Below are 25,145 nucleotides of genomic sequence, written 5' to 3' on the forward strand. Positions count from 1 at the left end.
GGGAGGACGAGGGAAGAGCCGCGCGGAAATGTGATGGAACACCTCGCGCGAGTCTTGCGTCAATCCTGTTGACATAAGGGTGCGGGCCCCCTTCACTGCTGCTACGCGGCCCCGACCGACAGGAGCACCCGCCATGACCACCCGTGTCCCGCAGGAGCGCAGCCGCCGTCGCCCCACCCGCTCGGGGGTGCTGCTGTCGGAGGAACTGATCGTGGAGACCGCCCTGCGGCTGATCGGTGAGCACGGTTCCGAGGCGCTGAGCGTGCGCCGGCTGGGCACCGCCCTGGGCTGCGACCCCAGCGCCCTCTACCGCTACTTCCACGGCACCGACGACCTGGTGCTGGCCATCGCCGACCGCATCATCGGCGACGCCATGAAGGGTTTCGCCCCCGGGGACGACTGGGTGGCCGCCCTGCGCGAGATGGCCCTGCGGGTCCGCGCCGGATACCTCGCCCACCCGCGCGCGGCCGCCTTCGCCTCGTACCGCGTGACCCGCCGCCCGAACGAGATCCGCGCCGTGGAGGCCGGGATCGGCCTCCTGCTCTCCGCGGGTTTCGGACCGGCCGACGCGACGCGCCTCTATCTGACGTTCATCAACACCGTGCTCAGCCACGCGGCCATGGACGCCGCGTGCCAGGCCCTCCCACGGGAGCAGCGGGAGAGCGACGACCGGGCGTGGCGGGAGGTGTACCAGGGGCTGGACCCCGCGTCGTATCCCGCGCTGACCACCGTGCGCCGGGAGCTGCACGCCATGGAGGACAGCTCCTTCGAGGAGGCGATCGACCTTCTGCTGGAGGCGCTGAGAGCCCGCGCGCCGGAAAGCCGGCCGCGGTGATCCGGTGGATAGGTGGATCGGTTGATCCGTGATCGGGACGCGGGTCGCGACGGCCTTCAGAAGGCGTAGCGCACGCGCAGCCAGGGGGCTCGGGCTGCGATCAGCGCACGAAGGTGTTCCACCGCCCGGGCCTTGACGGGACCCGCGTAACGGACGTTCAGCGCGCCGTTCTCGGAGCGCTTGTTCTCCTGGAGGTCGGGCCGCCACAGGGCGTCCTCGGCACGGGGGTGCCAGCCCAGGTTGACCTCGTGCAGCTCCCGGTTGTGCGTCAACATGATCACCTCGGCCGCGGCCTGCCGTTTCACCCGCTCGGGCAGGACGTCGTCGAGGTGATCGAGGAGTTCCGTCCAGGATTCCTCCCAGCCGGGACGGACGACGACGGGGGAGAGGTTGAAGTGCACCTCGTACCCCGCGTCCAGGAAGTCCGCGGCGGCGGCGATCCGCTCGGCGACCGGTGAGGTGCGCACGTCCAGCAGCCGGGAGTCCTCCGGGGGCATCACCGAGAAACGGATGCGGGTCCGGCCGCGCGGCTCCAGCGTCAGCAGGTCCGGGTTGACGAACTTGGTCGCGAAGGACGCCTTGGCCGTCGGCCACAGCCGGAAGGCGTGCACGAGATCCGCGGTGTTGTCGCAGATCAGCGCGTCCACCGAACAGTCGCCGTTCTCACCGATGTCGTACACCCAGGCCTCGGGATCGCACTGGTTCGGCTCGGTCTTCGGGCCCTGCCGGGCGATGTGCCGGCCGATGTGGGCGACGATCCGGTCGATGTTGGTGAAGACGGTGACCGGGTTGGCGTACCCCTTGCGGCGCGGCACGTAGCAGTAGGCGCAGGCCATCGCGCAGCCGTTGGAGGCGCCCGGTGCGATCCAGTCGGCGGACCGGCCGTTGGGCCGAGTCCTCGGCGACTTCCGCTCCCCGAGGACGAGCGTCTCGCCCTTGACGCGGACCCAGCGCGCGACGTTCCCCTCGTTGCCGTGCAGCCCCGGAATGCCCCAGTGGGACTCGACCTCGATCACCCGCGCCCCGGGGAACCGGGCGATGATCTGCCGCCCGCGCGGCGAGGCGGCGGCCGCGGGTTCGGCGTGGATCTCGCGTACGGGCAGCAGTCGCCGCGCGGCGTCGGAGTCCCGGAAGGACGGCCGGGTGGTGCTCGGTGCGGCGGGCGCGGGACCGAGGGCGTCGAGCCCGAAGAGGGCGTCGGAGCCGTCGTCCGAGGCGGCGGACGGGGAGTGCATGAACGTTCCGGTTCGGCTGGAGTGGGACTGACGGAAGTGGGTCTCAGCGGACTGGAGGGGCCGACGGACCGAACGGACCGACGGACCGAAGGGACCGAACGGATCAAACGGTTGAATCCGTACCGCCCACCTTACGGCGCACGTCAGCGGGACGCCGACCCGCGGGCGTTGCTCGCGAGGCGGTCCGCGAGGGCGATGACGAGGTCGCGCAGTTCCTCCGGGCGCTCGATGGTGAACGGCCGGTCGAGCGAGGCGAGCGCCGGGGGCAGCCAGTCGAGTCGCTCCGCCCGCAGTTCGACGAGCAGCCAGCGCTCGCTCGCCGGATCCGCGCCCGTGGCGGACGCCGGCTCCTCCACGGTCGCGACGCTCGCGGGAAGCCGGGAGCGGATCTGCTCGACCGTCCCGTGGATCCGCAAGGTCACCTCGTGCCGGTAGGCCGCCGTGGCGAACCCGGACAGGACCCGCTGTGCCGGGTCCGGCCCGGCGGGCGCCTCGAACGAGCCGGGCAGGGTCCTCGCGTCGGTGATGCGGTCGAGACGGAAGGTCCGTTCCTCCTCGATCCCGGGGTCGGTGCCGGTCACGTACCACCGGCCCGCATGGGCCACCACCCCGTACGGGTGCAGGGTGCGGTCACCGCGCCGGCCGCCGCGGTCGGTGTACTTGATCGAGACCGGCCGACGGTGACGTACCGCGTCGGCGACGGTGAGCAGCACCCCCGCGTCAGGGGTGGCGAACTCGCCGGGCGCCTCGGTGAAGGCGAGGGACTCCAGGACCGTGTCGAGCCGGCGGGCGAGACGCTCGGGCAGCACGCGCCGGATCTTGGCCGCCGCCGTCTCGCTCGCGGTGGCTGTCGTCGTCAGCCCCGCCCGGCGGCCGGCGACCAGGCCGAGCAATACGGCGATCGCCTCGTCGTCGCCGAGCATGAGCGGCGGCAGACGGTAACCGGGGGCGAGACGGTAGCCGCCGTAGCGGCCGCGCACCGACTCGACCGGTACGTCGAGGTCGATCAGGTGGTCCACGTAGCGCCGTACGGTGCGGCCGTCCACGCCGAGCCGGTCGGCGAGTTCGCTCATCGTCCGGGTGCCGCCCGACTGGAGCAGTTCGAGGAGGGTGAGCACGCGGCCGGTGGGTCGGGACATGTTCCGAGGCTAACGCGAATAGTGGACCGATTCCGTCCACTATTCGTTCTAGCGTGCGAGGCGCAACGGTTCCAGCACCAGCACCAGCACCAGGGAGAGCACCATGGACTTCGCCTCGATCCGGATCATCACCGGCGACGTCGCGCGCCTCGTCGCGTTCTACGAGCGGGCCACCGGAGTAGCGGCCACATGGTTCACCGAGGACTTCGCCGAACTCGGGTTCCCCGGCGCGACCCTCGCCCTCGCCGGCACCCGTACGGTCCCGCTGTTCGCGCCCGGCTCGTCCCGACCGGCCGACAACCACAGCGTGATCCTCGAGTTCCTCGTCGACGACGTGGACCGCGTGCACCACAACCTGACCGGCTTCGTGACCGACTTCGTCAACGAGCCCACCACCATGCCCTGGGGCAACCGGTCGCTGCTGTTCCGCGACCCCGACGGCAATCTCGTCAACTTCTTCACCCCCGTCACCCCGGCGGCGATCGCGAAGTTCGCCGTGCACGACCGGGTGGCACCGGCCTCGTGAGCCTGCGCACGGGGCCGGTGAGCCTGCGTCCGGGACCGGGGGCCCGGGGCCGGAGAGCGGGGCAGGGCTCTCCGGCCCGACGAGCGACCTCGATCAGCCGCGCCGACAACCCTGCGGGTCAATACACCTAGGCCGTGACGAACCGCAGTCGGCGACGGACACGAGGCGGGGTGTTCCTGCGGGCGCGGATCTCCTGGACGACGGCGGCGGCGACGACCACCACCCAGGCCACCGAGAACAGCCCGGTCTGCTCGTCCGCACCGAGGGCCAGCCAGCCGACTCCCACGCCGCCCAGGGTCACACCGGCGGCGGCCGCGAGGGGCGAGAGGCGTCGGCGGCTCAACGCGCGGACCAGGCAGAGCGCGGCGAGGACGAGTGCCGGGACGGCGAGGATCTCGATGTTGTCGTGCGCGGTGTAGTCGCGGCTGACGTCGGCCTGCGCGGGATCGTATCCGCCGCTGTAGTCGTCCTCGAAGAGGTGGTAGCCGGAGGAGTCGGCCGGCAGCGCGGAGTAGGTGCCGTAGGTGGAGTCGTAGGAGTAGAGGGTGCTGAAGTCGGACTCCGTGACCGAGGTGTAGCCGTAGTCGTCGACCCCGCCGCCGACGGCGACGCTCGCCACGACCAGGGCGCCGGCCCCCCACCACAGCACGGTCGAGGTGAGGGGAAGCCAGCGGAACAGGGCCAGCCCGAGTACGACGGCCGCCACCCACACGCCGGCGAGCTCGTCGGACGAGTCCGCGTAGACGTCCTGGTATCCGAGGCTGACGACACCGGAGACGACGACCCCCAGCAGGGCGATGATCCTGCCGGTCGTGGGGGTGGACCGTGAATCGCCCGACGGGGACGGCGGGGACGACGGGCCGCCGCTCGTCGGCGCGGTGTACGACGGCAGGACACCGTCCACGGTGCCGGGGACGGCCGAGTCGACCGGCCCGCCGGGAGGCGGAACGGCGGGCCTGGGCGGTGTCGGCGCGGTACGGGTCTCCTGCTGCGCCAGCGCCGTGTGCCCCGGACCCACCGGGGTGCCGGCCTTCGAGCGCGCGGGCGGCACGGCGGGCGCGGGCGGTGTACCGCCCGGGGCCGGGGTGGCGGTCCGCGGGACCGGGGCGGCGGCCGGGGCGGTCAGTGCGGTGAGGGTCGCCGCCAGCGCGTCCCGCAGCTCCGCCGCGCTGCCGAGGCGCTGCTCGCGGTCCTTCGCCAGGGTCCGCAGCACGAGGTCGTCCACCACGGTCGGGACCTGCGGCCGCAGCCGGGAGGGCGCGACCGGGTCCTGGCTGATGTGCTGGTGCATCACCGCGAAGGGGGAGTCGCCGAGGAACGGCGGGCGTCCGGTGAGCAGTTCGTAGAGCAGGCAGCCCGTGGAGTACTGGTCGGAGCGGCCGTCCACCGGCCGGCCGGTGAGCTGCTCGGGGGAGAGGTACGCGGGGGTGCCCACCGTCATACCCGTCGCGGTGAGACGGGTGGTGGTCTCCGCGACCACCTTCGCGATCCCGAAGTCCAGGACCTTGATGGAGCCTTCGGACGTCAGCATGACGTTGGACGGCTTGATGTCGCGGTGGATCAGGCCCTGCGCGTGACTGTGGGCGAGGGCGTCGGCGATGTCCCTGGCGACCGCCAGCGCCCTGACGACGGTGAACGCGCCGTCGGCCAGGGCGGCGGTCAGGGTCCGCCCCTCGATGAACTCCATGACCAGGAACGGCGTCGTCTCGCCGTCGGTGGTGTCCTCGCCGACGTCGTGCAGCACGGCGACGTTGCGGTGGTTGAGCGAGGCCACGGTGCGCGCCTCCCGGCGGAACCGGACGCGGAACTCCTCGTGCCGGGTGAGTTCCGGCGGCAGCACCTTCACCGCGACGGTCCGGCCGAGCTCCCGGTCGGTGGCGCGATAGACCTCCCCCATTCCCCCGCGGCCTACGGCTTCGACCAGTTCGTATCGATCCGCGAGCACCCGCATGGCTCTGCCCCCCTGGTGGCACAGGGCGGCGCGACATCAGCCCGGCCGCCCGAAGTTCCGGAACAGCGGCAGACGAAAGGGCGGCACATCCGGAACTCCCGGGCGGCGGTGGGTCTTTCGCTCGACCGCTCGCTCACCCTACTGGCGAGAATCCGCCCAGGGGACGTTCCGTGACGTCTCGTACAAATGTGCTCTTCTCGCGTGCCGCGCGTCCTCGGAACCGCCCGTGAGGCGGGAACACCTGCGCTCCGACCTCCGGCCGCCACCCCCGACGGCCAGGAAGGGAGGCGCCCTGGGCGGGGCGTGCGGGATTCGATAAGGTGTTCCATTTAGGGGGGATGACAGGTTAGGGTCATTCCGAACGATCTTGCACGGAGGTGCCCCGGATGGAGAACACCGCGTCCGCCCGCCGGGGCCGTCCCCCGGGGCCACGGACCGCCGAAGGAGAGCTGACGAACCGCCAGTCGGCCATCGTCCGCTACATCACGGAATCGGTCGCCCGACAGGGCTACCCGCCGTCGATGCGGGAGATCGGCCAGGCCGTGGAGCTCGCCAGCACGTCCTCGGTCGCCCACCAGCTGATGGCCCTCGAACGCAAGGGCGTGCTCTACCGCGACCCGCAACGCCCCCGCGCCTACCGGGTCCGGCCCTCGTGGGCGCCCGACCTGGGCACCAGGAGCGAGACACGGGTGGACGTACCCCTCGTCGGGCGGATCGCGGCCGGCGCCCCGCTGCTCGCCGAGGAGATGGTCGAGGACGTCTACGCCATGCCCCGCCAGGTCGTGGGCGACGGCGACCTGTTCGCCCTGACGGTCTCCGGTGACTCCATGATCGACGCGGCGATCTGCGACGGCGACATCGTGACGGTACGGCGCCAGGACAGCGCCGATCACGGGGACGTCGTCGCGGCCCTCCTGGACGACGAGGCCACCGTCAAGGTGCTGCGCCGACAGGACGGGCAGGTGTGGCTCATGCCCCGCAATCCGGCCTACGCGCCGATCCGCGGCGACCAGGCGCAGATCCTCGGCAAGGTCGTCGGCGTCCTGCGCCTGCTCTAGCCCGCGCGTCTCCCTGCTCGCGTGTCGTCCGCCGACCAGGCCGAGCGGACCCGCTTCTGTCACGGTGCACAGGGGTACCCGGCGGGCATGGACGACAAGAAGCCTCTGGCCCTCGTCACGGGTGCCTCGAGCGGCATCGGGTTCGAACTGGCCAAGCAATTCGCCGAGCACGGCTACAACCTGCTGCTGACCGCGGAGAACGGTGGGCTGCACCTGGCGGCGGACGAGATCCGCGCCCATGGAGCGGAGGTCAGGGCCGTTCAGGTCGACCTCGCGGAACCGGGTGGTGTGGACCGGCTGTACGCGGCCGTCACCGCCGAGGGCACGCCGTTGGCCGCCGCGGCTCTCAACGCCGGTGTGGGGAAGGGCGGGCCGTTCGTCGAGACCGCCCTGGAGGACGAGATCCGGATCATCGACCTCAACATCACCTCGACGGTACGGCTCGCGAAGCGGCTGCTGCCGGACATGGTGCGCAGGGGCGAGGGCAAGGTGCTGTTCACCTCCTCGATCGCGGCGACCATGCCCGGCTCGTTCCAGGCCGTGTACAACGCGTCCAAGTCGTTCGTGCAGTCCTTCGCGCAGGCTCTGCGGAACGAACTCGAGGACTCGGGCGTCACCGTCACCGCGCTCATGCCCGGCCCCACGGAGACGGAGTTCTTCCGGCGCGCCGACATGGAGGACACCAAGGTCGGACGGCAGGAGAAGGACGACCCGGCGAAGGTCGCGAAGGACGGCTTCGAGGCACTCATGGCCGGCAGGAGGAAGACCGTGGCGGGCTCGGCCAAGACCAAGGCGCAGGGTCTCGTGAACAGGATCCTCCCGGACAGCGCGAAGGCGGCCGCCCATCGCAGGATGGCGGAGCCGGGCTCGGCCGACGAGGACGCGTCAGGCACGTCGTGAGGTCGGCCCGCGGCGCAAGCCTGCCGCGCCGGTACGGGCGGAGGGACACCTGACGGCAGGCTCCCGTCGTGGCCCGCTCCGTCGGCTCCGCGTCGTGGGGCCGCCCGTGCGGCCGTCACCGAGCCGCACCCGCGTCGTGTCCCTTCCAGGCCTGATCCCGCAGATCCGCGTCCCGCAGCACGTCGAGCGCCGTGCAGGCCAGCGCCTCCACCACGGTCATCAGCACGTGACGGCCGCGCTCGGAGGCGGCGGCCCGCGCGAACTCCGGCGTGTGATCACTGCCGTCGGATCCCATGATGGCGACGAAGGGATGGATGGCGGGCACCCGCCCGCTGACGTTGCCGATGTCGGAGGAGCCCAGGTGGACGCCGGGCTCGGGCGGGGTGAGGGTGATCCCGGCCCGGTCCAGGTGTCCGGCGAACCGGCCGGACAGCACCTGGCTGTCCCGGAAGTGCTCGTAGCGGATGCTCGCCCGTTCCACCTCGACCGACGTGGCGGTCGCCTGCGCGACGCCCTGTGCCGAGGTGCGCAGCCGCTCCGCCAGCGTGTCGAGGGCGTCGGTCGTCAGGGCCCGCAGCCCGAAGCGCCCTTCGGCGTATTCGGGGACGATGTTGGTAACCGTGCCGCCGTGGGTGATGATCCCCTGCACGTGAGAGCCCTCAGGCAGTCGGCGGCCGAGCGCCGACAGGACGTTGAACAGCTCGATCAGCGCCGCGAGGGCGTCGATGCCCTGGGTCGGGTTCCCCGTGGGGTGGGCGGCGCGCCCCCGGAAGCCGACCGTGTACTGCTCCTGCGCCGTCAGCGGCGCCCGCGCCCAGTCGTACACCCCGGGATGGAACATCAAAGCGGCATCGACGTCGTCGAAGATGCCGGCCCGTACCTCGAGGGCTTTGCCGCCGCCGCCCTCCTCGGCCGGCGTGCCCACCGCCAGGACCGATCCCGCTGTGCCCTGCCGCACGGCGTCCACCACCAGGGCGGCGCCGAGGCCGGCGGCCGCTATGAGGTTGTGCCCACAGGCGTGGCCGAGCCCGGGCAGGGCGTCGTACTCCAGAAGCAGTGCCACGGTGGGCCGTCCCCGGCCCGAGGCCGCCGTGAACGCCGTCGGCAGCCCGGCCACGTTCCTTCGGATCGTGAAGCCCGCGCGTTCCAGTTCGCCGGTGAGCAGAGCCGTCGCCCGGTGTTCGGCGAAGGCGGTCTCGGGATCCGCGTGCAGTGCGCACGCCACCGACCACAGGCTTTCGGAGCGCCGGGCGACCTCTTCGTGGACACGGTGGTACAGCGAGCTGGACACCTGGGACTTCCTCGGGGTCGACGGCTTCCGTGCCGGGCCGGGTTCCACCCGAGGAGCGTTCCGAACCGGCGAAGGGGGGTCGGTTCTGTCGTCGACGACTGCTTCCGGACGTCGCACGAGGTCTTCGCGACGGCATAGTCGGCGGTGCCGGGCCGGTCCTGATCCCCGGTGTCACTGGCCATGTATCCGATCACGGAGGATTTGCTCAAGTCGCATATGTAATGTGTGCTTGAAATTCGGCGATCTGGTGACTCGAAGTTCCTCACTGCCGCCGCGTGCGCCGGTGGGGGACCCTTCGCCTGCGGCGATGAGCCGCTCCGCATCACCCCGAGGAGTGACCGTGAGCGTTCGTATCGGAGTGGAGGAGGAGTTCCACGTCCTGGAGGTGGAGAGCGGGCTGCTCGTGCCGCGCGCCAATTCGCTCCTGCGACGCCTCCCGCGGCGTACCTTCACCACCGAGCTGCATCAGTCGACCGTGGAGTCGAACAGCGCGGTGCACACGTCTCTCGACGAGCTGTACGCCGACCTCACCGAGACGAGACGGCAGCTCGACACCGCCGCGTCCTCGCTGGGACTCGCGGCGGTGGCCGCCGGCGCGGCGCCCCTCGCGCCGCCGGCGGCCGCGCATCCCACCGCCGGAGCGCGCTATCGCCGCATGATCGAGGACTACCGCACGGTCGCCGACGAGCAGCTCATCTGCGGGGCCCAGGTTCATGTGGACGTCCCCGACCGCGACACGGCGGTACGGGTGATGTGCGCGGTCTCCCCCTGGCTCCCCGTGCTCCTCGCGCTCTCCGCCAGTTCGCCGTTCTGGCGGGGCTCGGACACCGGGTACGCGAGCTGGCGCACCATGCTCTGGCAGCGCTGGCCCACCGCGGGCCCGGTCGGCTGCTTCGCGAGCGCGGCCGAGTACGACGCCACGGTGAGCGACCTCGTCAGGTCCAAGATCATCAGCGACGCCGGGATGATCTACTACGACGTACGCCCCTCCTCGCACCTGCAGACGCTGGAACTGCGCATCTGCGACTCCTGCCCGCGCGCGGAGACCGTCGTACTCGTCGCCGGACTGTTCCGGGCCCTGGTCACCGACGCCCGCGAGCGGCTCCGGACGGGCGCTGCCCCAAACTGCGACGGCCGGCACGAGTGGCTGCGCGGCGCCTCGTGGCGGGCGGCCCGGTCCGGGCTCGAAGGCGGCCTGGTGGATCCCGAGACTCATCAGGAGGTGCCCGCCGGGCAGGTCGTCCGCAAGCTCCTCACCCGGCTGCGCCCCGCCCTGGAGACCCACGGCGACCGGGAGACCGTCGGCGCCCTGGCCGAGGAGGCCCTCACCGACGGCAGCGCGGCTCACCGGATGCGCCGTGTCGCGGCGGCAGAGGATCTGCTGGCCTGCGTCGACATGCTGATCGCCGAGACCCGCGGCGAACGCGCGCCCGGCCGGACGGTCGACACCCACCGCAGGAACCTTTCGACCGCCGCCGGTGTGACAAGCCCCTCCCACCGGTTCGCACGACCGCTGACCCGCAGGTGAACGCCATGAACGTCAGGAACGCCATGGACACCGACGTCCCATTCTTCCGCGCCGACCGCCCGGCACCCACGTACGGGCTCTCGGCCCACGCCCAGCGAAACGGAGGCGGCATGTCATGTGCGGCCTGAGCGGGGAGATCCGCTTCGACGGTCACCGACCCGACCTCGCGGCCGTCGAGCGCATGAGCGACCGGCTCGCCGACCGCGGTCCCGACGGCCGGGGCATCTGGACGCGGGGCGCGGTGGCGCTGGGGCATCGGCGACTGAAGATCATCGACCTGTCCGACCACGCGGCACAGCCGATGACCGACGCCCGCGCCGGGGTCACCGGGGTCTTCAACGGCTGTGTGTACAACTACCGGGAACTGCGCGAAGAGTTGCGGAGCCTGGGACACCGGTTCAGCACGACCTCCGACACCGAGGTCGTGCTGAAGGCCTACCGGCAGTGGGGCACCGCCTGCGTGGAGCGCTTCCACGGCATGTTCGCCTTCGCCCTCGTCGAGCACCGGTCCGGCCGCGTGGTCCTGGGGCGCGACCGGCTCGGCATCAAGCCGCTGTACCTGGCGCGGACGCCGGGGCGGCTGCGGTTCGCGTCCTCCCTGCCCGCCCTTCTCGCCGCCGGCGACGTGGACACCTCGCTCGACCCGGTCGCCGTCCACGAGTACCTGAGCTGGCACGCCACCGTCGCCGCCCCGCGCACCGTCCTGCGCGGTGTGCGCAAGCTCCCGCCGGCCACCGTCCGGGTCGTCGAACCGGACGGCACCCAACACGACCACCGCTACTGGCAGCCGTCCTACACCCGCCGCGCCGAGCACGCGGACATGGGCGCCGACGACTGGCGCGACGCGATGCTCGAGGCGCTGCGTACGGCCGTACGCCGACGGATGGTCTCCGACGTCCAGGTCGGCGTACTGCTCTCCGGCGGCCTCGACTCCAGTCTGATCGTCGCGCTGCTGGCCCAGGAGGGACAGCGGGACCTGATGACTTTCAGCGTGGGGTTCGAGTCGGAGGGCGGGGAAGAGGGCGACGAGTTCCGGTACTCGGATCTGGTGGCCCGCGAGTTCGGCACCGACCACCGCCGGCTGATGGTGCCCTCCGACCGGGTGTCGACGGCCCTGGACGGCGCCGTCGCCGCGATGAGCGAGCCGATGACCAGCCACGACGTGGTCGCCTTCTATCTGCTGTCCGAGCAGGTGTCGAAGGAGGTCAAGGTCGTACAGAGCGGACAGGGCGCCGACGAGGTGCTCGCCGGCTACCACTGGTACCCGCGGCTCGCCGAGGCGGCCCGCGCGGACGCGGCCGAGCGGTACGCCGACACGTACTTCGACCGGCCGCACGCCGACCTCGCCCGGATCCTGGAACCCGGCATGCTGACCGACGACGACGTCTCGAACCGTTTCGTCCGGGACCACATGGCGGTCCCCGGAGCCGAGACGGCCCTGGACGCGGCCCTGCGCCTGGACACCCACGTGATGCTCGTCGACGACCCGGTCAAGCGGGTCGACAACATGACCATGGCCTGGGGGCTGGAGGCCCGCGTGCCGTTCCTCGACCACGAACTCGTCGAACTGGCCGCGGCCTGCCCGCCGGAACTCAAGCTGGCCGACGGCGGCAAGGGCGTCCTGAAGGCAGCCGGCCGCCGGCTGCTGCCCCGGGAGATCGTCGACCGCCCCAAGGGTTACTTCCCGGTGCCCGCGATCAGGCACATGGCGGGCCCTGTCCTGAAGCGGGTGCGCGAAGCGCTGGAGGCCCCCGAGGCGAGGCAGCGCGGTCTCTTCCAGGAGTCGTACGTCGCCCAGCTCCTCGAGGCACCCGACGAGCACCGGACCAAACGGGGAGCAAACGCCCTGTGGCAGGTAGCGTTGCTGGAGATATGGCTTCAGACGCACGGCATCACGTGAGCGACGGGACCACACCGGCGGCCCCGACCGGCGCGGTGTTCACCTCGACGCCCGTCGTCGCCCGTCCCGCGGCAGCCGACGCGCCGCCCGCCCCGCCGCCCGACGCCCGGCCGACGGAAGGACGGGACGCCGCCGCGGCGGCCCCCGCGCCGGTCCTGCTGCCCGAGGCGAGCGGCCCGCGGGACGCCGTGACGCGGCTGCGCTCCCACGGCTGCTGGTATCCCTCCGCCAACCCCGACGGCTCCGAGGTGGCCTTCATCTGCGACCGGGGCGGCGTTCCGCAGCTGTGGGCCGGGCCCGTCGACGGGGGCGAGGTGCACCTCCTCGACTCCTTCCCGGACCCGGTCAAAGAGGTGTCCTGGTCACCGGACGGCCGCTGGATCGCGTACACCACCGCCCCGGGAGGCGGCGAGCACTCCCGCGTCCTGTGCGTACGGCCCGACGGCACCGGCCGCCGCGTCCTGGCCGGGGCCGACCCGGGCCACACCGCCTACCTCGGCTCCTGGGCGCACGACGGCTCGGCCGTCGCCGTCACGCTCGCCGCTCCCGACACCCGCGGATCCACCAACGGCGCCGGACCCATGGCCGGCGACATCACCTTGCCGGCGAACTGGGCCGACCGGGACGGCCGGGCCACCCTCCTCGGCGGAACCCCGTACGACACGGCGAAGGCGGCCGGGCGGACCGTGCCCACGCTCGACACCCTGACTCCCGACGTGCCGTCGGTCCGCTCCGACGGCGGTCTGTCGGCCTACCTCATCGATCCCGACGCACTGGCGTCCCCCGTCCTGCTCGCCACGGAGACGCACGCCGCCACCCTGCGCGTGTGCGACCTCAGCCGCGACGGCGGGCTCGTGCTGCTGCGCCGGGGTCCGCGCGGACGGCGGGAGGCGGTCGTGCGGCGCACGGTCGACTCGGCGACGACCTGCACCCTCCCGGTCGCCGACGGCGATCCGTGGATCGGCCGGTTCTCACCCGACGGACGGACGCTGTGGCTGCGCAGCGACGCCGATCGCGAGTACGCGGCCCTCGTCGCCGTCACCCTCGACGCCGACGGCCGACCGCACGGCAGGTCCGTCGTGGCGGAACGACCGGACAGCGACCTCGACCTGCTGGCCGTGTCGCACGACGGCCACACCGCCGCCCTGTCCTGGAACGAACGGGGCGCGAGCCGGCTGGAACTCGTCGAGATCCTCCCGGCCCGCCGCGCACCGTACGGCCCGCTGCCGACGACGCACGTCCCCCTGCCCCACGAGGTCGTCACGCGCGTCGAGGCGGCCGGACCGCGGGGACTGCTGTCGGCCCTGTCCGGCTCCCAGCGCCGGCCCGGCGTGTGGTCGTCCCACGAAGGCGTGTCCCTGCTGCGCACCCCCTGGTCGTCCCGTGACGAGGACGCCGCCGGGCCGGTCCGCCGGCCCGTGCGCCCCGTCCTGCTACGTCTTACGGCGCGCGACGGCCTGCCACTCAGCGGCTGGTACTACCGGGCCCCGGGCCGCGCCCCGGGAGACCCCGCCCCCTGTGTGATCCACCTGCACGGCGGCCCGGAGGAGCAGGAACGCCCGGTCTTCAGCCCGCTGTACCACGAACTGACCGGGCGGGGACTGGACGTCTTCGCCCCCGACGTGCGCGGCTCCTCGGGGCACGGCAGGTCGTTCGTCGACGCCGACCTGGGCGCCGGACGCTTCGCCGCGCTGGACGACGTCGCTGACTGCGCCGCCCACGCGGTGCCCGCGGGCCCCGCCGATCCCACCCGGCTGGCGGTCATGGGGCGCTCGTACGGCGGCTATCTGACCTTCGCCTCCCTCGTCCGGCACCCGGATCTCTTCCGCACGGGCGTCGCCGTCTGCGGCATGTCGGACTTCGCGACCTTCTTCGCCGGTACCGAACCCTGGCTCGCGGAATCGGCGGCCCACAAATACGGCCACCCCGAGCGCGACCGCGCCCTGCTGCGCGCGCTCTCGCCGATGACGCGGATCGACGCGCTGCGCGTCCCCGTACTCGCCGTCCACGGCGAACACGACACCAACGTTCCGCCGGGGGAGTCCGAACAGTTCGTACGGGCCGCACGCGACCGCGGTATCCCCGCCGAGCTGCTCACCCTGCGCGACGAGGGGCACGACTTCCTGCGCGCGGACAACCGGCGGCTGTTCCGCCGGGCCGCCGCGGACTGGCTGGCACGCCACCTGACCGGCTGAACAGCCTGGCCGCCGGTCGCGCCGGCCCCTGCGCGACACGGGCACGCCGGGCCGCCCCACTCACCCACGGCGTTTCGACGGCCCTTCGCGGGTGCACTCGGTGCTTCGAGGAAGGCGTGCGCGGCGCCGTCCCGGGTTGTGCGGCTGGGAGGCACGATGGATCACTCGCGGGTACCCGTTCTGGAGGCGTTGCAGGAGTTCCGGCGCCGTGGGGACATCGCCTACGGCCCACCCGGACACAAGCAGGGCCGCGGTGTGGACCCGCGAGTGGCCGAGATCGTCGGACTGGACGTGTTCCGCTCGGACGTCCTGTCCCTCAACGGGCTGGACGACCGACGCCAGTCCCAGGGAGTGCTCCGTCAGGCCCAGGAACTGATGGCGGACGCGGTCGGCGCCACCGAGGCGTTCTTCTCCACCTGCGGCAGCTCCCTGTCGATCAAGACCGCCATGCTGGCGGTGGCCGGCCCCGGCGAGAAGCTGCTCCTTTCCCGCAACGCGCACAAGTCCGTGATCGCGGCCGTCGTCGTCAACGGGGTCCAACCCATCTGGGTCCACCCGAAGTTCGACGCCGAGCGTCACATCGCCCACCCGCCGGAGCCCGACGACGTACGCCGCCGCCTGCGGGTACACCCGGACGCCAAGGGCATGCTGCTGATCACGCCCACCGACTGGGGCACCTGCGCCGACATCCAGGGCGTCGCCCGGGTGTGCCACGAGTACGACGTGCCCCTCATCGTCGACGAGGCCTGGGGCGCCGTCCTGCCGTTCCATCCCGGGCTGCCCGCCTGGGGCATGGACGCAGAGGCCGACCTCGTGGTCACCAGCGTCCACAAGATGGGCGGTGCCGTCGAGCAGAGCTCCGTCTTCCACCTCCAGTACGACCGGGTGTCGCCGGAGGTCCTCAAACAGCGGGAGGACCTGCTCGGGACCACCAGTGCCTCGTCCCTCGTGTACGCGACGCTCGACGGCTGGCGCCGCCAGATGGTCGAGCAAGGGCACGACCTCCTGGACGACGCGTTGCACCGCGCGGAACGCATCCGCACGGCGGCAGCCGAACTGTCCGGCCTGCGGCCGATGGGCCGGGAGATCGTCGACGAGGGGCTCGCCGCCTCCTTCGACCCCCTGAAGATCGTGATCGATGTCCGGGGGCTCGGCATCAGTGGCATGCAGGCCGCCGAATGGCTGCGCACCCACCGGCACGTCGACGTCGGCGGCTCCGACTCCTGCCGTCTCAGCGCCTCGATCACGTACGCCGACGACGACGAGACCGAGAAGGTCCTGCTGGACGCCCTGCGTGCGCTCGTCGAAGGCGCCGACTCCATCGAGCGCCGGTCGCCTGTCCACCTGCCGGCACCCTCCGACCTGGAACTGGAGCAGGCCATGCTGCCGCGTGACGCGTTCTTCGCCGAGGTCGACCACGTGCCCGCCGAGCGCGCGGCCGGCCGGATCGCGGCGGAGATGATCAGTCCGTACCCGCCGGGCGTGCCCGCGATCGCCCCGGGAGAGGTGATCACCGAGGAGGTTCTCCACTATCTGCGCAGCGGAGTCGAGCACGGCGTGCTGATCCCGGACGCGGCCGACCCGACGGTGCGGTCGTTGCGCGTGGTACGACGCTGAGCACGGAGATTTCCCCTCCGAACGGCAGCCCGTCCGAACGGCCGGGCTGCCGCCCCTGAAGGCCGCCGGCCTCAGCCTTCCTTGCCCATGGCTTTGCGCACCGCGTCCTTTGTGCGGTCCATGAGGGCGGCGACCGGCCCGAGGGCCATGTTCGCCAGGCCCGATTCCACACCGAGGGGACTGTGTCTCTCCGTCCAGGGCCATCGTCCGCCGATCGCTGCGCATAACCCTTCCCGCCGCGATACGCCCGACCGGCGCGGCATCCGGGGTGCGGAGTCCGGGGCGCGGCGCGGCATCCGGGCGCCCGTGCGTGCCTCCGCCGGAACGTCCGCCCGATCCGTCAGGTTTCCGCCATATTGCCCGCAGTTACGCGGGAGGGTGAGCGGTGGAGGGGGTACTCGGGCGGACGCCGGGACACATGGAAGGTGCGTCCCCGAATCAGGAGGCGATCATGACCGACCAGACTCATACGACGATGGAGTCGCATCCGGACATCCTGGAGATGCGGGAGCGCCATGCCAGGGCCGAGCGGGCGGTGACCACCCAGCAGGGGCAGGCCGTCGAGGCGATGGCCCTCATCACCGGCCTGTACCTGGCCGCCTCCCCCTGGATCGCGGGCTTCAACGACTTCAGCACCCTGACCGTGAACAACCTGATCACCGGCGTCGCCTACGCACTGCTGATGGGCGGCTTCGGACACGCCTACGAGCGCACCCACGCCCGGGCGTGGGCAGCCGCGGTGCTCGGCGTCTGGACCATCGTCGCGCCATGGGTGGTGGCCGGGAACGTGGACACCACACGTACCGTGGTCAACAACATCATCGTCGGCGTCATCGCCCTGCTGCTCGCGCTGGCCGCCAGCGCCGCGGCCGGCGACACGGACAGGGGTGATCGTGGCCGCTCGGCCCGGATGGCCCGCTGACGCGGCGGCTACGAGTCGACCGGACCACCGACACCGACACCGATACCGACGGCGACCGCGACCCCGCGATCGCCGTCCTCCTTTGCGGGTTTCGGGAGGCGGGACCGACGGCCTACGGCCGAGCGGGGAGTGGGCCTGCGCCGGCTTCGTTTGCCGTACTCCCTGGTGGGGACCCGGTAGCCCATGCGCCGACGGAACCGGGCAGAGCACGAGAACGGCGGCAGGACGGACCGGTGAACGAGCGGGACTGGAGCGGCACATGAGCACAACGGGTGACCACCGCCTGGCACGACGTCTGCACGGATTCCTCCGCAGTACGAAGCGGGACTATTCAGCGGGATCCGAGCGGCCCCTCGGGGGTTATCTGACGGCCATGGCCGGTTTCGGTGCGTACACGGCGGCCTGGGCGATGGCGGTACGGCTCCGTGGGCGCCCCCTGCCCGACCGCCCCGAGCCTTCCGACATCGTGCTGACGTCACTGGCCGCCTTCCGGCTGAGCCGACTGTTGAGCAAGGCGGCGGTGACGAGTCCGCTGCGGGCCCCCTTCACCCGGTACCTCGGTCCGCAGGGCCCGGCCGAACTGCATGAGGAGCCGCGGGCCGACGAGGGCGAGGACACCGTCGGCGAGCTGGTGACCTGTCCCTTCTGCACGAGTGTCTGGGTGGTCTCGACCCTGACCGCGAGCCAGTTGCTCTGGCCCCGCGCCACGCGCACCGCCATGGGCGGACTCGCCGCCCTCGCCGGGGCGGACGCGCTGCAACTGGCGTACGCGGCACTCGTGGACAAGACCACCGGGCCGTCGACGGCCGACTAGCGACCGGAGTCCGACAGCGCCGACGGGACGGGCTCAGCCGCTCCTTCGCCGGCCGGTGCTCTACTGGTCCTCGTCCTCCCCCGTGTCCTCGCCCTCCGCCTGCGACGGGGTGGTCCGGGGCACGTCGCGATGCCCGTGCTCCGCCGTGCCTTCCGGTGTTTCCTCGTGGCGCTCGCCCTCGGCCTGGGACGGTGTCTGCTCACTCATGACCGGCCTTCCTCTCGGTGCTCCAATGCTCCGGTGCTCATGCTCCGGTGTCCACGCGGCTCACACCGTGCCGGCGTGCTCTGCGGCCGAGAGCCGAGTACCCCGACCGAGCAGGAGAGCGCACCCGTCCTGCGACGTGGACGCGGCGGGGCCGCCGTAGGGCGGAGCCGGTGCCGGTGCCGGACCCCTCCCCGCGCCCGGACGACCGGCGCGCGACACGGCCGGATCGTCCTGCCGAGACCTGGTACCGGCCGGTGCCACCCCTGCTGCGTGACCACTGACCCGTCCGGCCCCACCCGTGGCGGGGCCGGTGTGGTTTCGTCACGGCAGGTGGCGAGGAGCGGGGCGGTTCACAGGCCGGCGACCTTGGCGCTCGCCGACAGTTCGTAGACGAGCGTGACGGTGCGTCGGCCACCGGGTGGCAGGGCCAGGCTCCAGCCGGCGATGCCGTCCGCGTCGACCGTGTCGGGGGCGGGGGAGCAGGCCTCCTTGCGCAGCCGTACCTCGACCGCCGACACCTCCGAGACCGGGATCCGTTCCCGCAGGACGATCAGCCGGTCGCCGTGTTCGCCGGGGGACGAGAACCGGGACACATGGAGCCGGACGGTGCGGGTCAGCACGGTCCGCTGGGTGAGTGCGGCGGTGTCGCGGGTCTCCTCGGTGTGCCGGACCACCCGGTGGTCGTCGCGGCTGCCGTAGGCGAGCTCGACGGGGGCATGGGGGGCCGTGAAGTCCAGTGTGCCGCGGCCGATGAATCCGCTGCCGCGGATCAGGTCGACGGGGCCGGCGAGCAGGGCGTGGCCCGACCGGTTGTCGAACCGCGCGACCTGGGTGACCAGCGGCGACAGCTCGGGTGTGCACACGTACTCGAGGCCGGCCGTCGTGGTGAAAGAGGTGAGCGGCACACGGTGGGCGCGTCCGTCCGAGGGCACGGAGACCGGCGCGGGGGAGTTCAGCACCCGTACCTCGTTGCCGTCGTCCAGGCCCGGCAGACCGAGCACCGGTGTCGGACCGAGGTCCGCGATCTCCTCCTCGCGCACCTCGACGTCGACGGTGCGGCGCTCCGCGGCGGTGCGGTCCTGGAGCGTCAGCCGGTCCTCGTCCAGCCGGGGCGGCTCGGTGGACTGTGCCGAGCGGGCCGTCGACAGCGTCAGCCGTACGTCGGACCAGTCCTCGCCCGTGCGCTGCCAGACCATCGCGTCGGTCTCCAGCGTGAGGGAGCCGCCGTCGAGTACGGCTCGGTAGGCGGGCCGCCACAGCGCGCAGGGCGTGAGGTGGCTCAGGCGCAGCCCGGCCGGTCCGGCGGCCGTGGCGTCGAGGGTCAGCTCGATGTGACCGGTCATTTCTGCGGGTTGCTCCTCCACGAGACCCATGACCCGCCGGACTTCGCCGAGTTCGGCCCCGACGGCGGTCGACCGGGCGTCCAGGACGCGCAGTTGCTCACCGTAGGAGTCGCGCTCCTCGTCCACCCGGTCCAGTTCGCGGGTCCACCGCAGGCCTTCGGTCTCTCCCGAGCCGGCACCTTCGGCGATCTCGCGCAGCAGATCGGCCGCGAGACGGCCCAGCGCGTCGAGGCGGGCGTGCAGCCGGTCGCGCCGGCGTCCCAGGGCGAGCAGTTCCTCTTCGAGCGTGTGCTCGCGGTGGCGCAGGGCGGAGTCGTCGGCGGCGGGGTGCGGCCGGCGCGGTGTCCAGTCGCGGACGATCCGCACGTCGAGCACCGTCGCCGGGTGTTCGGCGGTCAGTTCGGCATGCAGCGTACGGTCGACGGCCAGCGCGCTGACGGGCCCGAGACGCAGCCGTTGGACTCCCGCTTCGAGGTCGAGCACGGTGGTGCGCTCGACGTGGGCGCGGTCCTCCAGACAGGTGACGGCGGTGACGGGGAGGGGAATCGACTCCTGTGCCATGGACATGTGGTGTGTCAGCTCCTGCGGTTGCCGCCGGCCAGCGTCTTGGCGGACGCGATGCGGATCTCGTAACCGCCGTCGAGGGCGGTGGTGGCGCCGGCGGGCAGTTCCACCCGCCAGATACGGGTGCCGGGGGCGTGCCGCTCGGGGCCGGCGCCGTCACGCGGTGCCGTCCAGTCGGCCCGTTCCTCGATCCGGATGTCCGGGTCGGAGGTGACCGGGACCCGCTCGCGGACCTCCACGGTGACGGGTTCGCCGAGCTGGTTGGCCAGCTCCACGTGGACGCGATGGTCGAGCACGGTGGTGTTGTTGCGCAGCCCCGCGGTCGACTCGTGCAGGTTCGTACGGCGGGTGACCCGGACGCCCTGGGCCGGGCCGAGTCCCACCCGGCACTCGCCGCCGGGGGCGAGCGTGGGCAGGGCGGTGGTCAGCAGGAAGTCGTCACCGGCCGTGACTTCCACCGGGCCGGCCAGCAGAGCCTGGTCGGTGGAGTTGGACAACACGAGGGTCGCGTAGACGGTCTGCTCGACGGACGGCACAGAGAGGTACTCGGTGCGCAGACCGACCGGGATCTCGCCGACGGTGACGGTGTGCCAGGTGCCGTCCGAGGGAATGTCGGCGCGGGCGACGGCGTCGAAGCGGTGGTCGAAGGAACCGGCCGACTCGCGAGGCCGTACGGCGTGCCCGGGGAGCGGCAGCGCGGTCACCGTCTCGGCGCGGCGGCGGTACTCGGCCGCCATCGGGTCGAAGGGGGAGTCCGGGAACAGCCGCCCGCGGCGGCCGGCCGGCTCGTCGGAGCCGCACAACACGAGGCCGGTGTAGTCGAGTTCGGCGCCGCTCGGCCGCGGCGGACCGGCCGTCGGTGCCACAGCCTGCGACGGCGCGGCGGCGCCGGGCGCCGCGGGGGCCGGGGGAGCCAGGGCTGCGGGCGCCGCGAGGGGCATGCTGCGGGCCCGCGGCCTGCTGCCCGGTCGTGACGGCACCGGCTCCGCGCCCTCGGCCGTGCCGCCGCCGAAGGGTGGGGAGTAGGCGCCGCCCGCGCTGCCGGGCGGAGGCGTCGGGACCGGTGCGCCGTAGACCGGCGGCGCCCCGGCGAGCGACTCGCCGTAGCCCTGCGGTGCCGGCTGCATCGGCGGAACCGGAACGTACGCCGGGCCGGCCGCCACGGGGCCGGCGCCGGGAGTCAGGGGACCGGCGGCCGCGGCCTGCCGCAGGGGTGACGCGTCGTACCCGGCGAACAGGTCGGCGAGACCCGACGGCGGCTCGCGCCAGCCGGACGGCGGCGGGGCGGGCTGACGGCGCCCGATCCGGATCGAGCGGAGTGTGGGCAGGTCGGTACGGCGCCGCAGGTCGGCGGTCGCCAGGGCGATGCGTACGCCGGTCCAGTCCTCGCCGGTCCGCTGGGCCACCGAGGCGCGCAGCACCAGACGGCCGCTGCTGTCGTCCTGACGGTAGGTGAGCCGGTAGGCCGGCACCCAGACCGCGCCGGGCACGCCGTACTCCAGCTCGACTTCCGCGTCACCGGTGCCGTCGAGAGTCAGCACCGCCGAGACGGTGGTCTCCACATGCGCCGCAGGGGAGTCGGCGGAGGCATGGGCGAGCCGGTCGGCGGCCACGGAGAGCGCGTGCTCGGCGTGGTCCAGCGTCTCCTCCAACTCGACGAGACGGGTGTGCAGTGCGGTGAGCCGGTCGTCGACGAACGCGGCGAGCTCCAGCCACGCGTCCACCGGCGTGCGGCGGTGCGGGTCGTCGCGCCTGCGGGCGGGCGGCACCGGGCGCAGGCCCTTGACCTCCTCGATCAGGCCCAGTTGCCGGTCCCGGCGCCCCCGCGCCGCCTCGCATGCGTCCCGCAGTCGCTCCATCTCGCGCCGCAGGGTGTCGGGGACGGCCGTGGCGGGCGGCTCGGCCTCGACCTCCACCCGTGCCTCGGTGACGCGCACACCGGGGGTGCCGGTGACACGGGCTCGCAGGGACCCCGGGTCGAGCGTTCGCGGCAGTCCCGTCACCCGTACCCGGCCGTCCGGCGGCACACTGCCCGAGGCCAGACGGCGGCAGACCGCGCCTTGCGCGTACACCACCACCGAATCCAGGGTCGACCCCCACCTCTGTGCCGTCCGACCCCATGCCGTACGCGTCGTCATGTGCCCCGCCCCCCGCCGTGTCCGTGCTGAGCGAAGCCTACGCCCGGGTGGCCCGCCCGACGGATCTTGGACAGCGGCCCTTCTCTTCGCCCCTCCGGCGTTGCCCCGGGCCCGGGCCCACCGACCTCGCCTCCCGGCCTCGTCCGCCGCGTACGCCGGGCCGGTCGCCTCGGCGTCGGGCGTCCCGCGCCCGGTCGGTAAGGTGTGCGCCGCGTCGACGGTCGACTGTGTGCGGCCGGGGGCCGCCGGGGGAGGAACTGGTGGTGGGCAAGCTGCCCGGAGTGCTCGCGCTGCCTCGGATGCTGCGGCATTTCGCGGCCACCGGTGAGGGGCTGCCGGCGGACGGGGCCGTGGAGGTGGACGCGCCGGACCCCGCGCTGCGAGCCGCGCTCTCCTCGGCTCGGTCGGGGGCCTGGGAGCCGGCGGCGGAGCTGATGGCCGGGACGCGCGCCGCCCGTGACTGGGACCGGCGCGGCCGGTACAGCACCGGCCTGGCCGAACTCGCCCTGCACCACACCGGATGGCTCGGCGACTGGCGCCGGCAGCGGCCGGGCGACCCCGATCTCGCGCTGGTGGCAGCCGAGTTGGAGATCGACCGGGCATGGGAGATACGCACCGCCGCGCGTGCCCGCCATGTGTCGCGGGAGCAGTTCCAGGCGTTTCACGCCGTCCTGCGCGATGCCGCACCGGTCCTGCGGACGGCTGCCGACCTCAACCCCGGGGACCCCGTCCCCTGGCGGATCCTCATCGCCCACGCCATGGGGCTCGGCGCCTCCCGCCAGGCCTTCGACGAGTACCTGGCGCGGGGGCGCGAAGCCGACCCGCACCACGTGGGTCTGCACTCCCACGCGGTCCATTACCTGGCGCAGAAGTGGTACGGCTCCCACGCGGAGATGTTCGAGTTCGCCGAGTCGGCCGCGGCGGCGGCTCCCGAGGGTTCCCCGCTGCGCGGACTGCCCCTGCACGCGGTCACCGAATACGCGCTGGAACACGACGCCGGGATGGGGAAGGGGCCGGTGGCCTGGTCCCGGATCGAGGGGATCGTCGAGGCGGGCCTGGAGTTGTCCGCCGCGTACGCGGCCGGTGACGGGCGGGCGGCGGGCTTCCGCAACCACCTCGCGCTCGCGCTGATCCGTTCCGGGCGCGAGGCCGACGCCCTGGAGGTCTTCCGGCTCATCGGCACCGACGCGCGCACCTTTCCCTGGGCGTACCTGGGCGACCCGCGGGAGATCTTCCTCCTGATGCGCCAGGGGGTCCGCGCCGCCGTCGCCCGCCGGACGCCCTACTTCGGCGATCCCGTACCGGAGCCGACCGTCGGCGGATCGCCGGGTGCGGCTGGTATGCCGGGTGCGGCCCGTGCGGCCGGTGCGGCCGGTGCGGCGGGTGCGGCGGAGGAGCCCGCCCGTCCCGCGGTCCCTCTTTCGGTCATGGCCGTCGCGCTGGTCGGCGCGCCGCTGCGGGACGTTCGCGAGGCGATTCTGATCACCGGCACCACCATGCGCCTCGCACCGGCGCGCGGGGGCGGCACGTTCGTCGAGACGGCACCCTCGGCCGATCCGCCGGGTCGCCGCAAGGGCCTGCGCGGCACCCTGCTCGGCGAGGGCGCGCTGCCCCGGCTGGTCGGTACCTTCAGCCGGGGTGAGAAGTGGCCGGTCCTGGTGGCGGTCAAGGAGGGCGCGGACTACACGCTCCATCTCTACCGCGACGGCCGCCTGGTGGCCGCCCACGCCTGGTGGGCCGACCCGGCCGAGATGCCGACGCAGGAGGAGGCGGCGGAGCGGGCCACCACGCTGGCGGCTGCCTACGGGAAGACGGACCCCCGTCCCCTGACGGCGGTGCTGCGCGGTACCGGTGAACCGCGGCAGCACGTCGACGAGGCCTTCGCGGCGCTGGGGCTGCCCTCCCTGCCGGCCGGCTTCGGGCACCGTCCCGAGCCCTTGGCCGAGGCGCCGGGTGCGCAGGTGGTCGAGCGGCGGTCCTTCTTCCGCGCGATCAAGGAGTCGCTGTCCTCCGGGAACGACACCACGTCCGGCGGGGAACTGCCGCCCCTGTCCTGACCGCACCCTGGCGGGGCGGACCCTCGCCCGGGGCTCGGTCCACCGCCGCCGACGGCTCCCCGTGACGTCCACGGCCGGCCGGGACCGTCCGGACGGGCGGCTATCCGCGCCCGGGACCCGGCTCGGCCGTGCCGTCCGAGGGCGTTTTGGCTTTCGTGTGGAGGACCTCACGGGCCTGCTCCGCGGCGCGGGTTATGCCCTCGGCGACGAAGTCGACGAAGCGGGCGATGTTCTCCAGGCGGACGGCGGCCGGGGTGCCGGAGCCGAGGACGCCGACACCCTGCCGCGCGGCGTCCGCGAGTTGGGCGCTGGACCGCGCACTGGCGATCGTCGACTGATAGAAGACGTCGTTGTCGACGAGGTAGCGCTCACGGCGGCCCTCGTCCCGTTCCCGGCCGATGAGGCCCTGGCTCTCGAGGAACGCGACCGCCTTGGAGACGGACGCCGGGCTGACCTCGAGGCGCCGGACGAGCTCGGACGCGGTGAGGCTGCCCGCGTCGGTGGTGTAGAGGCAGGTCAGCACCCGGGACATCATCTTGGGCAGGCCCTGGCCCATGAGGAGGGTGGTGAACATCTCCTCGTACTCGCGGACGGCCTCGGCGTCGCGTCCGTGGGCCGGTGCGGGCGCCTCCGCACCCCGGGGCGCGGCCGGCCTGCGCTGGTGCGTACGGCGTTCGGTGGCGCGGTGGGCCAGGTCCGCGCGGTAGGTGGTGGGCCCGCCGTTGCGCATCACCTCGCGTGTGATCGTCGAGGTCGGACGGTCGAGACGTCTGGCGATCTCCGCATAGGCGAGGCCGTCGGCCAGTCCCAGCGAGATCTGCTGACGTTCCTGCTGGGTGAGTCTGCCTCCCGGCATTGAGGTCTCCTTCGTGCGCCGTGTGGCCCCCAGCATAGCGTTCACTTCTCATCCATTGCAACGATCGCG

General features: G+C 72.8%; 19 protein-coding genes and 1 pseudogene. 11 read left to right on the plus strand and 9 right to left on the minus strand.

Annotated features, from left to right (window positions below):
* The first annotated feature begins 133 nt into the window (after positions 1 to 133).
* Complete coding sequence (locus tag OG440_RS35750) at positions 134 to 835, plus strand: TetR/AcrR family transcriptional regulator (protein ID WP_406010903.1); 702 nt, start codon at positions 134 to 136, stop codon at positions 833 to 835.
* A gap of 56 nt (positions 836 to 891) precedes the next feature.
* Here the strand turns inward: OG440_RS35750 and OG440_RS35755 are convergent, their stop codons facing one another.
* Complete coding sequence (locus tag OG440_RS35755) at positions 892 to 2,070, minus strand: spore photoproduct lyase family protein (RefSeq protein ID WP_406010904.1); 1,179 nt, start codon at positions 2,068 to 2,070, stop codon at positions 892 to 894.
* A gap of 143 nt (positions 2,071 to 2,213) precedes the next feature.
* Complete coding sequence (locus tag OG440_RS35760) at positions 2,214 to 3,209, minus strand: helix-turn-helix transcriptional regulator (RefSeq protein ID WP_406010905.1); 996 nt, start codon at positions 3,207 to 3,209, stop codon at positions 2,214 to 2,216.
* A gap of 103 nt (positions 3,210 to 3,312) precedes the next feature.
* Here OG440_RS35760 and OG440_RS35765 point away from each other — a divergent pair, with 103 nt between their 5' ends.
* On the plus strand, positions 3,313 to 3,735 hold the full coding sequence (locus OG440_RS35765) for a VOC family protein (protein ID WP_406010906.1): 423 nt from the start codon (positions 3,313 to 3,315) through the stop codon (positions 3,733 to 3,735).
* A gap of 127 nt (positions 3,736 to 3,862) precedes the next feature.
* Here the strand turns inward: OG440_RS35765 and OG440_RS35770 are convergent, their stop codons facing one another.
* Positions 3,863 to 5,686 (minus strand): serine/threonine-protein kinase, encoded by a 1,824-nt coding sequence (locus OG440_RS35770; protein WP_406010907.1) that lies wholly within the window; start codon positions 5,684 to 5,686, stop codon positions 3,863 to 3,865.
* Positions 5,687 to 6,072: 386 nt separating this feature from the next.
* Between OG440_RS35770 and lexA the strand changes: the two genes are divergently transcribed.
* Both lexA and OG440_RS35780 read left to right on the plus strand, forming a co-directional pair.
* Positions 6,073 to 6,744 (plus strand): transcriptional repressor LexA, encoded by a 672-nt coding sequence (lexA, locus tag OG440_RS35775; RefSeq protein ID WP_406010908.1) that lies wholly within the window; start codon positions 6,073 to 6,075, stop codon positions 6,742 to 6,744.
* 87 nt (positions 6,745 to 6,831) lie between these two features.
* On the plus strand, positions 6,832 to 7,644 hold the full coding sequence (locus OG440_RS35780) for an SDR family NAD(P)-dependent oxidoreductase (protein WP_406010909.1): 813 nt from the start codon (positions 6,832 to 6,834) through the stop codon (positions 7,642 to 7,644).
* A 115-nt stretch (positions 7,645 to 7,759) separates the two neighbouring features.
* Here OG440_RS35780 and OG440_RS35785 read toward each other — a convergent pair whose 3' ends face one another.
* Entirely contained in the window at positions 7,760 to 8,935 is a 1,176-nt protein-coding gene (locus OG440_RS35785) for an amidohydrolase (protein WP_406010910.1), read from the minus strand.
* A 340-nt stretch (positions 8,936 to 9,275) separates the two neighbouring features.
* Between OG440_RS35785 and OG440_RS35790 the strand changes: the two genes are divergently transcribed.
* The 4 genes from OG440_RS35790 (at position 9,276) to OG440_RS35805 (ending at position 16,175) form a co-directional block, all read left to right on the plus strand.
* Positions 9,276 to 10,463 carry a glutamate--cysteine ligase gene (locus tag OG440_RS35790; protein WP_406010911.1) on the plus strand — a complete coding sequence of 396 codons (1,188 nt, stop codon included), beginning with the start codon at positions 9,276 to 9,278 and terminating at the stop codon, positions 10,461 to 10,463.
* 115 nt (positions 10,464 to 10,578) lie between these two features.
* Complete coding sequence (locus OG440_RS35795) at positions 10,579 to 12,363, plus strand: N-acetylglutaminylglutamine amidotransferase (protein WP_406010912.1); 1,785 nt, start codon at positions 10,579 to 10,581, stop codon at positions 12,361 to 12,363.
* A complete protein-coding gene (locus OG440_RS35800) occupies positions 12,336 to 14,558 on the plus strand; it encodes a S9 family peptidase (RefSeq protein ID WP_406010913.1) in 2,223 nt (740 codons plus the stop codon). Before OG440_RS35795 ends, OG440_RS35800 begins: the two co-directional genes overlap by 28 nt.
* 156 nt (positions 14,559 to 14,714) lie before the next feature.
* Positions 14,715 to 16,175, plus strand: a complete 1,461-nt coding sequence (locus OG440_RS35805) for an aminotransferase class I/II-fold pyridoxal phosphate-dependent enzyme (RefSeq protein ID WP_406010914.1) — start codon at positions 14,715 to 14,717, stop codon at positions 16,173 to 16,175.
* 71 nt (positions 16,176 to 16,246) lie between these two features.
* Here OG440_RS35805 and OG440_RS35810 read toward each other — a convergent pair.
* Positions 16,247 to 16,348: pseudogene (locus OG440_RS35810) on the minus strand (hemerythrin domain-containing protein); the annotation flags it as partial.
* Between the two features lie 278 nt (positions 16,349 to 16,626).
* Between OG440_RS35810 and OG440_RS35815 the strand changes: the two are divergent.
* Complete coding sequence (locus tag OG440_RS35815) at positions 16,627 to 17,097, plus strand: SPW repeat protein (RefSeq protein ID WP_406010915.1); 471 nt, start codon at positions 16,627 to 16,629, stop codon at positions 17,095 to 17,097.
* 259 nt (positions 17,098 to 17,356) lie between these two features.
* Positions 17,357 to 17,911 (plus strand): DUF1360 domain-containing protein, encoded by a 555-nt coding sequence (locus OG440_RS35820; protein WP_406010916.1) that lies wholly within the window; start codon positions 17,357 to 17,359, stop codon positions 17,909 to 17,911.
* 60 nt (positions 17,912 to 17,971) lie between these two features.
* Here OG440_RS35820 and OG440_RS35825 read toward each other — a convergent pair whose 3' ends face one another.
* The 3 genes from OG440_RS35825 to OG440_RS35835 all read right to left on the minus strand — a co-directional run bounded on the left by OG440_RS35825 (position 17,972) and on the right by OG440_RS35835 (position 22,103).
* Positions 17,972 to 18,118, minus strand: coding sequence for a hypothetical protein (locus OG440_RS35825; RefSeq protein WP_406010917.1), 147 nt, complete (start codon positions 18,116 to 18,118; stop codon positions 17,972 to 17,974).
* Positions 18,119 to 18,468: 350 nt separating this feature from the next.
* Positions 18,469 to 20,028, minus strand: a complete 1,560-nt coding sequence (locus OG440_RS35830) for a mucoidy inhibitor MuiA family protein (protein WP_406010918.1) — start codon at positions 20,026 to 20,028, stop codon at positions 18,469 to 18,471.
* A gap of 8 nt (positions 20,029 to 20,036) precedes the next feature.
* Entirely contained in the window at positions 20,037 to 22,103 is a 2,067-nt protein-coding gene (locus OG440_RS35835) for a DUF4139 domain-containing protein (RefSeq protein ID WP_406010919.1), read from the minus strand.
* Between the two features lie 323 nt (positions 22,104 to 22,426).
* On the opposite strand from OG440_RS35835, the gene OG440_RS35840 reads away from it, so the two are divergent.
* Entirely contained in the window at positions 22,427 to 24,220 is a 1,794-nt protein-coding gene (locus OG440_RS35840; RefSeq protein WP_406010920.1) for a hypothetical protein, read from the plus strand.
* Between the two features lie 100 nt (positions 24,221 to 24,320).
* On the opposite strand, the gene OG440_RS35845 is transcribed toward OG440_RS35840, so the two are convergent.
* A complete protein-coding gene (locus OG440_RS35845) occupies positions 24,321 to 25,076 on the minus strand; it encodes a helix-turn-helix domain-containing protein (protein ID WP_406010921.1) in 756 nt (251 codons plus the stop codon).
* Positions 25,077 to 25,145: the final 69 nt, after the last annotated feature.

It is taken from the genome of Streptomyces sp. NBC_00637 (genome assembly GCF_045161545.1).
Taxonomy (GTDB): domain Bacteria; phylum Actinomycetota; class Actinomycetes; order Streptomycetales; family Streptomycetaceae; genus Streptomyces.

Bases quoted from the DNA above. Each gene is read 5' to 3' on its own strand.
- OG440_RS35760 (WP_406010905.1), bottom strand. From the start codon at position 3,209: ATGTCCCGACCCACCGGCCGCGTGCTCACCCTCCTCGAACTGCTCCAG.
- OG440_RS35805 (WP_406010914.1), top strand. From the start codon at position 14,715: ATGGATCACTCGCGGGTACCCGTTCTGGAGGCGTTGCAGGAGTTCCGG.
- OG440_RS35795 (WP_406010912.1), top strand. From the start codon at position 10,579: ATGTGCGGCCTGAGCGGGGAGATCCGCTTCGACGGTCACCGACCCGAC.
- OG440_RS35815 (WP_406010915.1), top strand. From the start codon at position 16,627: ATGACCGACCAGACTCATACGACGATGGAGTCGCATCCGGACATCCTG.
- OG440_RS35780 (WP_406010909.1), top strand. From the start codon at position 6,832: ATGGACGACAAGAAGCCTCTGGCCCTCGTCACGGGTGCCTCGAGCGGC.
- OG440_RS35825 (WP_406010917.1), bottom strand. From the start codon at position 18,118: ATGAGTGAGCAGACACCGTCCCAGGCCGAGGGCGAGCGCCACGAGGAA.
- OG440_RS35755 (WP_406010904.1), bottom strand. From the start codon at position 2,070: ATGCACTCCCCGTCCGCCGCCTCGGACGACGGCTCCGACGCCCTCTTC.
- OG440_RS35800 (WP_406010913.1), top strand. From the start codon at position 12,336: ATGGCTTCAGACGCACGGCATCACGTGAGCGACGGGACCACACCGGCG.
- OG440_RS35765 (WP_406010906.1), top strand. From the start codon at position 3,313: ATGGACTTCGCCTCGATCCGGATCATCACCGGCGACGTCGCGCGCCTC.
- OG440_RS35750 (WP_406010903.1), top strand. From the start codon at position 134: ATGACCACCCGTGTCCCGCAGGAGCGCAGCCGCCGTCGCCCCACCCGC.
- OG440_RS35845 (WP_406010921.1), bottom strand. From the start codon at position 25,076: ATGCCGGGAGGCAGACTCACCCAGCAGGAACGTCAGCAGATCTCGCTG.
- lexA (WP_406010908.1), top strand. From the start codon at position 6,073: ATGGAGAACACCGCGTCCGCCCGCCGGGGCCGTCCCCCGGGGCCACGG.
- OG440_RS35830 (WP_406010918.1), bottom strand. From the start codon at position 20,028: ATGTCCATGGCACAGGAGTCGATTCCCCTCCCCGTCACCGCCGTCACC.
- OG440_RS35820 (WP_406010916.1), top strand. From the start codon at position 17,357: ATGAGCACAACGGGTGACCACCGCCTGGCACGACGTCTGCACGGATTC.
- OG440_RS35770 (WP_406010907.1), bottom strand. From the start codon at position 5,686: ATGCGGGTGCTCGCGGATCGATACGAACTGGTCGAAGCCGTAGGCCGC.